Here is an 8,792-nt window from a genome sequence, read left to right on the forward strand (position 1 = left end):
CACCACGGCTTCGACCAACGCACCGAGACGCAGGCTAAAGTTGATGACCTCGGATCGTGCACCGGCGGTACGAGGAACCAGAAATTCGTTTTGAATGTTGCGAAGACCACTGATCCCCAATCCTGGATCGTCGTACCCGAACACTTCGACGCGGTACTGGTCATCGGGCAACGACTCGGCAAAGCGGACCACGACTTCGTTTTCGTTCGGATCACCGAGCGTGACCAAGCCGGGGGTGATTTGTAGATCGTCCGCGGTTTGGAAGATGCCGTCTTCGCCTGGACGGGTGATGCGAATGCCATCGAGCGTATTGGCGTCGATCTGCTGATTTTGGTCAAAGCGGAACGTCAAAACACTCGGGGCGCTATCGCGAACCGAGCCATCGACGATCAGGTCGCCATCGTTGGGCTGGATGCCGATTAACTGCGGCCCGGCCAATAATTGGCGTGCTTCGAGAGTTTCCAGAATGTGCTGACGACGAGCCTTCTTGCGCGAATTCTTATGCGAAGACTTCGACTTCTTAGCAGATCGCTGAAGTTCTGAATTCGAGACAGACGAAGACGATGACGATAAATGTCGCTTACGCGAGGTCATAGACCGAACCTTCCGGGCGAACCCCAAAGCCAATTCCGTTGTGCTTTAGAGAGATGGAGGATGATGTAAGTTGAGACTGGCCTTGACGAACCATAGGTCGCTCGACGAGGCAAATGGGTAAAAAACGATAAGTTGAACCCCGAAACCCTGGCTGTCGCGCACCGCAGCGCGCAGCAGAGTCTCGAAACTCTTTGGCCGAGTATAGTTGCGCGTTTTTTGCCTTCAAATAAATGCTTCGCGGCATATTGCCGGTCACTTTCCTATCCAGGTTGTGCATACAGGTCGTAGCGAAAATGAGGGCTCCCAAGCGGGAACGATTCTTCATACCCCCCGACGGAATCAGCATGGAGGCGGAAAAATCCACATAATCGCGTGCAGCTTTGGACGAGTTGACCCGTCGAAAGTTCCCCGATAGAGCCGGGAATTTGGGTCACCACCCCCTGGATGGCAGAACAAGTAAACTACGTAGAGGGCAAATAGAACTCAACGTTGCTAGCACACAGCCTTTTTCGCTCCCCACCTTTGACGAGGTTCTCAGCCTCACGGTCACGTTGGCGAAGACGAGTCGATTGCCCCCCATTCCAAGATTGCTCCCCCAATTCCAACAGTTCGTGCGGCTCTTAAATCGTTCGACGTGAGTCGTTTAACACGCTCGACCCCGTGCGAAACTTGTCTCGGAGAGAGCGAAGCAAGTGGTTGCGACCACGGAACTTAAAACCGACACGACATGTCTAGGTGGAGACGGTGTGACCCGCGGACTCGATCGTGGCGGGTTGGATTCCGAACACTTCCACATCGACACCGTCACAGTAATGAGCCAAATCGGGCATCCCCACAGGCAGGTCCACGCCAGCGGCCCGAGCGAGGTCATCGTCGAGTTCATCGATTTCGGCGGTCCGCACGCGATAGGGATCGTGATGGACTTGTCCGACATGCACCTCGCCGTGACGCTCGACGAACAACAAATATCGCTCAAACAAGAAATGATCGAGCGTGCCTGGCTGCGAAATCGACTCCTCCGTGCCGACGCGAAACGAAACATCGTGCCGCACTCCGGAGGCTCGACGACTTTTGTAGCGAATTTTCCCCGAATCGAGGCGATGACTCATCGAGGCATAGAAATAGGGAAGCGACCACCCCCACCGGGCGGCCATGACCGCCAATCGTGAACTGGCGTCCAACGAGAAAAAATAGACGCCCGGACGACCGCGATGCACGACGTATGTGCGAACATTCGTCTCAAGAAAATTGAATGCCATCGATCGAGGCAGCCAACGAGGCCGGATCGCTCGCATCTGAAACGGCACAATTCCGAGGTAGGCGTCCCCTTGGAATGTGTCCAATTCCAAAGCACTCGGAATGACCCGCGACAGCGTTTCGACAGGGACACGCCAGTGCATAAATAGCAGCGACTGCCATGATTGGGTGCCGTCACAGCGGCCACTCGGTCGACACGTCGGAGCGATCCGGTCGATATTCATGTCGATCATCGAGCTGCCTTTTATAAAGTCGCCTTTCGCTCCCGCGAAAATTGCCTTTCCGGCGACGGGTTCCCAGACGGGAGCCCTGGAACGAGCGTCAAGTCATTTTGAACGCTACTTTTGCAGAGCAATAAGCGACGATTACGAATTCATGTCGACTTCGATTCGTCCATCACACGCACGCACCGCATACGTTTTTTGCAGCGGTTGACGGTTAATCGTCTGAATCCCAGTCGACAACTCATATTGCCAACCGTGCCACGGACAGGTCACACAACCGCTGGCAACATGCCCTTGTGCGATCGGGCCACCCTGGTGGGCACACATTCCATCCATCGCAAACCACTCGCCTTGCTCGTGAAAGATCGCGATCACTTGGCCGTCGACCAAGACTTCGACCGCATGGCCTTCGACACAATCCTCTTCTGCCGCAACATCGACCCAGTTTTGCACATGATCTGACATCCGATGTTCCTCGATTTTCGCAGGGTTGCGGTGACGCTAGTGAACGGGGCTGGCAGGATCGTACCGCAGCGGACAATCGTTCCGCAGCGGATATAGCCCATTATCAACGATCCGAATCAAACGTTACAATCAACCGCAATCTTAGGTAACCCATGGAAACGACCCCACGGAGCAATTGTTGCGATGGATTTCAGAAACCCAGTTGATTCAATTCGAGCCCGCCTGTTCCCCAATTGCCTGTTCCCCGGTTACCGGTTCGCCGGTTATCAGCAACTTGGCATGATAGCGGTGCTGTTGGCCCTTGCCGCTGCGAGTCGTGCCGTTGCCGACGAGCCCGCTGACTCGAAAAACAATCAAACCAACTCGACGGAAAGTCACAGCCCCGTGCCCAAAAAAGTAACTGAACTCGAAGGAATCTCTGAATACGTACTCGAAAATGGAGTTCGCGTGCTGCTGTTTCCCGACGACAGCAAAGAGGTGGTCACGGTCAACATGACGCTGTTTGTCGGGTCGCGACACGAAGGTTACGGCGAAGCCGGCATGGCTCACCTGCTGGAACACATGCTGTTCAAAGGAACCCCCACTTTTCCCGAAGTCCCCAAGGTGCTGACCGATCGAGGCGCTCGATTCAACGGAACGACTTGGCTGGACCGCACCAATTATTACGAAACGCTTCCTGCCAGTGACGAAAATCTTCGCTTTGCGCTGGAATTGGAATCCGATCGACTGCTGAACAGCTTCGTGCGTGGTGAAGACCTCGCAAGCGAAATGACGGTCGTCCGCAACGAGTTTGAACGCGGCGAAAACTCGCCCATCCGCGTGTTGATGCAGCGGATGCAATCGGCGGCTTACGACTGGCATAACTACGGTCAATCGACGATCGGTAACCGCAGCGACATCGAGCGAGTGCCTGTGGTGAAGCTTCGCCAATTCTACAAAAAGTACTATCGGCCTGATAATGTGATGCTGATTGTGGCGGGCAAATTCGATCCCGATCACGCACTGCAGCAGATCCAAGAAACGTTTGGCAAACTGAAGTCGCCTGACACGCCGATCGACCAAACCTACACAACCGAACCGCCGCAAGACGGGGAACGGACCGTTGTGCTGCGACGCGTGGGTGATGTTCAGTATGTCGGATCGGCTTACCACATTCCCTCGGGCAGCCACGAAGACTACGCGGCGATGAAAGCCCTCGTCTACGTTTTGGGCGATGAACCAAGCGGCCGACTTTACAAACAGATGGTCGAAACCGAGATCGCCAGCAACGTGTTCACGTTGGCGTACGGATTGACCGAACCCGGCATGTTTATGGCGATCGCGGAAATCCCCAAAGAAAACTCGATCGAACAAGCCCGCCAAACGCTGTTGGATGTCGTCGAGAAATCGTTGTCGGAAAACCCGATCACCGAACAAGAGGTCGAACGCGCGAAACAGCAAATTTTGAAAGAGCGTGAACTGGCGTCGTCCGATACCGACAAGATCGCAGTCGCGCTGAGCGATTGGGCCGCGCAGGGCGATTGGCGTTTGTATCTGCTGTATCGCGACCGCATCGAAAACTTGACGGTCGAACAAGTCCAACAAGCAGCCGAGCGTTATTTCCTTCGCAACAACCGCACCGTTGGATTGTTCATCCCGAGCGAAGAATCGCAACGTGTCTCGATCCCCGAATCGCCCAACTTGGCCGAGTTGTTCAAAGACTACGAAGGACGTGAAGCGATCGCCGCGGGCGAAATGATCGATCCTTCGCCATTGGCAATCGAAGAGCGGACCGAGCGTGGTGATTTGGTCGGCGGGATTCGTTATGCGATGCTGCCCAAGAAAACTCGCGGTGGTGCGGTCACGCTAAACATGACGTTCCGATTTGGAACTGGCGACACGCTCAAAGGCAAAGTTGGTGCGGTGGAACTGCTTGGGATGTTGATGTCCAAGGGAACCAAAGACCTCGATTACCAAGCATTCCAAGACGAATTGACGCGTCTGCGTGCCGAATTGACGATCAATAGCACCGTCGGTTTGCTGCAGGTCCAAGTCAAAACGAAACGAGAATTTCTGCCCGAAGTGGTGGAACTGCTTGGTGACGTGTTGCGTCACCCACGACTCTCGGGGGACGAACTCGAGGTGATTCGCCGTCAAGTGGTGACCAGTTTGCAGCAGAGCGAAAACGAGCCGCAAGCCCTCGCACCACTCTCGGTACGTAAACGATTGTCGCCTTACGAATCCGACCACGTGCTGTACGTGCAATCGATCGACGAGCAACTCGAGATGTACCGCAGCGTCACGGCAGAACAGATCCAACAACTGCATGACAACTTTCTTGGCAATCAAGCGGGTGAAGTCGCAGCGGTCGGTGATTTTGATGCCGAAGAGCTGAAGTCGATGCTGTCGAAAGAACTCGCCGATTGGAAAGTCGCTGAGCCGTACGTTCGTGTCGATCGCAATCCGCATCCTGGAATCGAAGGCTCGCTTGAATCGATTGAAACACCGGACAAAGCGAACGCATTTTTCTATTCCAGCGAGCAGTACGAACTGAGTGACGCGGATCCCGCGTACGCTTCGCTTGTGCTTGGCAACTTTATCCTCGGCGGCGGCAGTCTTAGCAGTCGATTGGCGGATCGCGTGCGTCAGCAGGAAGGGTTGTCCTACGGCGTGCGGAGCAGTGTGACCGCACGAGCGAAAGACAATCGCGTCGACTTTACTCTCTACGCGATCACCAACCCTGCCAATCGCGAAAAGTTGATCCGCGTGATTCGCGAAGAGATTGATCGGATTCGCAAAGAGGGCATCACATCGGACGAACTCGCCAAGGCGAAAGAAGCCTACTTGCAGCGTAACCGGGTTAGCCGAGCGGACGATTCGTCACTCGCATCGGACTTGCTCAGCTCGCTGTTCAACGAACGAACGATGGCGTACGAAGCCGAGCACGAGGCTCAGATTCAAGCGGCAACGCTGGAATCGGTCAACGAGGCGATTCGCAACTACATCCAGCCCGAGAAGCTGGTGATGGCCATCGCAGGCGACTTTGCAAGCGTCAAAGAAGGCGAAGCCGCTCAGTAAGAAAGCCGATTCAGGTCGCGAAATTAACGCGTAGCGAAACTCGCCAAGAGTTTCGTCCGCCCCCTGAACGCATTTCGTCTGGCCCCCAACGTGACCGAAAGTCTTCGCGACTTTCGCTACGGCAGCGTCGACTTACCGCTGCCACGTCGCAGGGGGCTGCTGGGCGATTTTGGCTTTCGATTCACGCAGCGTGTGACGGTAATAGCTTTCCAGACAAAGCGTGGCCATCGACGTGGTATAGATCGATCCGCCATAACCGCCCCACACGCTTTCGGTCGGCCATTGTCCATCGGGCAATTGAGTCGACAACAACCGCGACTGCAACGCCCGGTTCCACTCTTCCCATGCCTCGTCTTGCAACTGATGAAGCGCGAGCGTGGCGTAGTACCAGTAGTAATAATTGTCTTGCCCGACACCTGGCTTCTGTTGCAACAGCGCGATCTCGGCTTCGTCGATCTCGGCTTGCGGCACCCGCTGGCCAATCAGCAATCGAGTCGCCAGCGCCTCGGCGGTCATCGTACGACTGGGCGCCTCGCCACCGCGATAGCTGGCCAAACCGCCGACACGGCCCGCACGAACACTGCGTAAAAAACGTTCCATGCCGCGAACCGAGGCATCGCTTGGGCGAATCCCTGCGCGGCTGCCGGCGTCTAATACCATCGCTTGCCAGCCCAGTTGACTCAAATCTCCGGTGTCGCCCTTGGTATATCGCCAACCGCCAGTGCCGGAATGCTGCATGCTTTGCGTGTACTGCATCGCTCGCTGAGCCGATTGGATTGCCGAAGCATCACGGGTGATCGCAGCCGCCTCGCACATCGCTAGCGCCGCCATCCCGTGGGCATAAGTCGCAGCGTAGATCGACGCGTTGCCCGCCAGCGATCCATCCGGTTTTTGGTTCTGGATCAAATAGACCAGTCCGCGATAAACGTTGTCGGCATACTCGCCCTGTTGATGCGTCTGTCCGGCGCCCATCAGCGACAATAGCGCCAGGCCGGTTATTGCCGTTTCGGCTCGCGCCCCCGCTCCGCCGCGGTTCATTCCCAGCGGTTGCCGCTCCTGCCCCGCACCGCTGGCGCGTGGATCCCAAGCTCCGTCGGCTCGTTGGTTTGCGGTCAAAAACTTAAGTGCAGCAGCGACCGCTGCCTCGGTTTCCAAATTTCCGCCGGTTTCAATCAGAGCTTCGGTTTTCGCTCGTCCCACGCGATTGGCGAAATCATTTTCTTCGGCTCCCGCCACGAAGGCGCGATTAGCGGTCGATGCCGAAACGGGTACCGCTTCGACTTGTCGCGAGGTCGGCTCCGTGCTGGCGACGACCGGTTGCGGTGTAGGCTCAGCTACCGGATCCATCGGCGGCGTGTCCGCCGGGGGCGTCTGAGCCACTTCGGTGACCGGTTTCGTTTCTGGTTCGGGCTCGAACAATTTTTGAAAGTCGGCGTCCAAGCTGTCCATCATCGAATCGACGGCGGTCGTCGACTCGGCTACAAGTGATGGAGGCACGAGCGAGGACGGAACCTCCGCTTCGCTTGAATCCAATACGGGCGAATCGGGCTGATCGCTCTCCGCTTCCGCCACCTCTTCCACTTCGGGATCGATGAGCGAGTCGGCCAAATCGGAAACGGGCAACGGCGCGATCGAGGGCTGATCCGCGGCCTGGGAATGATCCTCGCGCTGCATCTCGGGATCAAATGACGAGAATTCGATGTCCTGGATCCCGATCGTATCGTCCGATTCAGGGTGGCTTTCCGCGGCCCCTCCCGCTGGTTTTGGCAAATAGGGCACCAGGAACAGCAGAACAAGGTGCAGTACAACCGAGCCGATCAAGCAGATGATTCCAGCCTGGCGGCCTTGGCGTTTTTGTCGCCGGAACAACCAAATCGTCACCAGCAACAGGGCCACCGCCACCGCCGCAACGGCGTACACCAAACGTCGATCCGCCCACAGCGAATACGAGGTTTGCAACGCGATAAGCGATCGGTTGAACGAAAAGGAAAGCACGTCGTCACCGTCGAGGAATCGAAGTATCAGTCTTTGCTTTCAAATGGGAGAAAAGGGTTTGTCGGCTGCCGAAACAGCAACGACAAAACAGTCGATCCCCGTGGCTGCTCAGCGCCGAGTGCTTTTTGCCGACAATCCGACTTGCTGGACACCACTGCTGCGAACCGCGTGCAGCACTTCGGCCACTTGTTGAAAAGAGCTTTCGCCATCGCCGCGGACCGCGACTTTCAGTGCCGGATAATTTGCATGTTGATTGCGAAGCGTCTCCGACAACTGTGCAATCGTGACCGGCGTTTCGTCGAGCGTCAGTGATCCATCATTGGCCACCACGACAACCCGCTCGTCAGGCACCCGCGTCATCGACCGCAGATCGCCCACCGAAGGAACATTTACATTAATTCGGCTTTCTGCCTCGCTAAATTTACTGCCGACCATAAAAAAGATGATCAGTAGAAAAACGACATCGATCATCGGCGTCAAATTGATCGTCGCATCTTCTGCTCGTTCGCGTCGAATTGCCATAATTTCACTCGATAAGTCGTTCGTTCATCGTCTCTGTGGGATAGGCTTCCAGCCTGTCATCTTCGCCGTGGGATTGGCTTCCAGCCTGTCATCAGCATGAGTATTTAGTTCAAAGCCTGGGAGATCGTGCAGTTTTTGTGTTGTTTGAAGTTCGTCGTTTAGCCGTTCTTGCCAACGCAATGAAGCATTTCTTGTAGCTACCTTCGGCAGAAGGTGGTGACGCGAATTCCGCGGCAACCATTGACACTTATCCACGCTCTGGCGAGCGTAGCTACGGTTTCGTCACTCTCGAACCGGGGCTAGCGCCCAAACGGCTAACTAAGTGATGAGTGAAGCACGAATTCTCAGGTTCAATATTCGCCCCCCCTACGCAGCTCGACGTTTCCGCTGCGGTCGTGCATTGCCAGAGTTCTCGAGTCCCTCGGCCGAAATACAATCGACCACGCGTTGGCACAACTTGTCGATCTCGCCTAAGTACCGATCACTTTTGCTACTGAAATACATGTAGGCCAAATAAGCCGGGATGGCGACCATCAACCCACCCGCGGTGGTCATCAGTGCGGTACTGATCCCGGATGCCAGCATCTCCGGTCGGCCGATCGATTCTTGTGAACTGATCGTCTCGAACGCTTCGATCATTCCCAGTACGGTGCCCAACAAGCCCAGCAGCGGAGCAAC

Annotated in this window: 7 protein-coding genes; 1 reads left to right on the forward strand and 6 read right to left on the reverse strand. The window is 55.9% G+C overall.

Going from position 1 to position 8,792, the window contains the following annotated elements; all coding sequences use genetic code 11:
• From ABX962_RS22320 to ABX962_RS22330, 3 genes are all read right to left on the reverse strand, one after another.
• On the reverse strand, positions 1 to 594 hold a 594-nt coding region (locus ABX962_RS22320; protein ID WP_372722454.1), incomplete at its 3' end, for a hypothetical protein.
• A gap of 731 nt (positions 595 to 1,325) precedes the next feature.
• Complete coding sequence (locus ABX962_RS22325; protein WP_372722456.1) at positions 1,326 to 2,084, reverse strand: YqjF family protein; 759 nt, start codon at positions 2,082 to 2,084, stop codon at positions 1,326 to 1,328.
• A 132-nt stretch (positions 2,085 to 2,216) separates the two neighbouring features.
• Positions 2,217 to 2,540: a Rieske (2Fe-2S) protein gene (locus tag ABX962_RS22330; RefSeq protein WP_372722458.1), complete on the reverse strand. Its 324-nt coding sequence runs from the start codon at positions 2,538 to 2,540 to the stop codon at positions 2,217 to 2,219.
• 183 nt (positions 2,541 to 2,723) lie between these two features.
• Here ABX962_RS22330 and ABX962_RS22335 point away from each other — a divergent pair, with 183 nt between their 5' ends.
• Positions 2,724 to 5,597: a M16 family metallopeptidase gene (locus tag ABX962_RS22335; RefSeq protein ID WP_372722460.1), complete on the forward strand. Its 2,874-nt coding sequence runs from the start codon at positions 2,724 to 2,726 to the stop codon at positions 5,595 to 5,597.
• Between the two features lie 132 nt (positions 5,598 to 5,729).
• Here the strand turns inward: ABX962_RS22335 and ABX962_RS22340 are convergent, their stop codons facing one another.
• The 3 genes from ABX962_RS22340 to ABX962_RS22350 form a co-directional block, all read right to left on the reverse strand.
• Positions 5,730 to 7,592: a squalene--hopene cyclase gene (locus tag ABX962_RS22340; protein WP_372722462.1), complete on the reverse strand. Its 1,863-nt coding sequence runs from the start codon at positions 7,590 to 7,592 to the stop codon at positions 5,730 to 5,732.
• A 108-nt stretch (positions 7,593 to 7,700) separates the two neighbouring features.
• Positions 7,701 to 8,114, reverse strand: a complete 414-nt coding sequence (locus ABX962_RS22345; protein ID WP_008689706.1) for a biopolymer transporter ExbD — start codon at positions 8,112 to 8,114, stop codon at positions 7,701 to 7,703.
• 366 nt (positions 8,115 to 8,480) lie between these two features.
• Positions 8,481 to 8,792 (reverse strand): MotA/TolQ/ExbB proton channel family protein (locus ABX962_RS22350; RefSeq protein WP_372722464.1); only part of this gene is annotated, 312 nt, incomplete at its 5' end.

The sequence above is a fragment of the Novipirellula sp. genome, assembly GCF_041583735.1.
Lineage (GTDB): Bacteria > Planctomycetota > Planctomycetia > Pirellulales > Pirellulaceae > Novipirellula.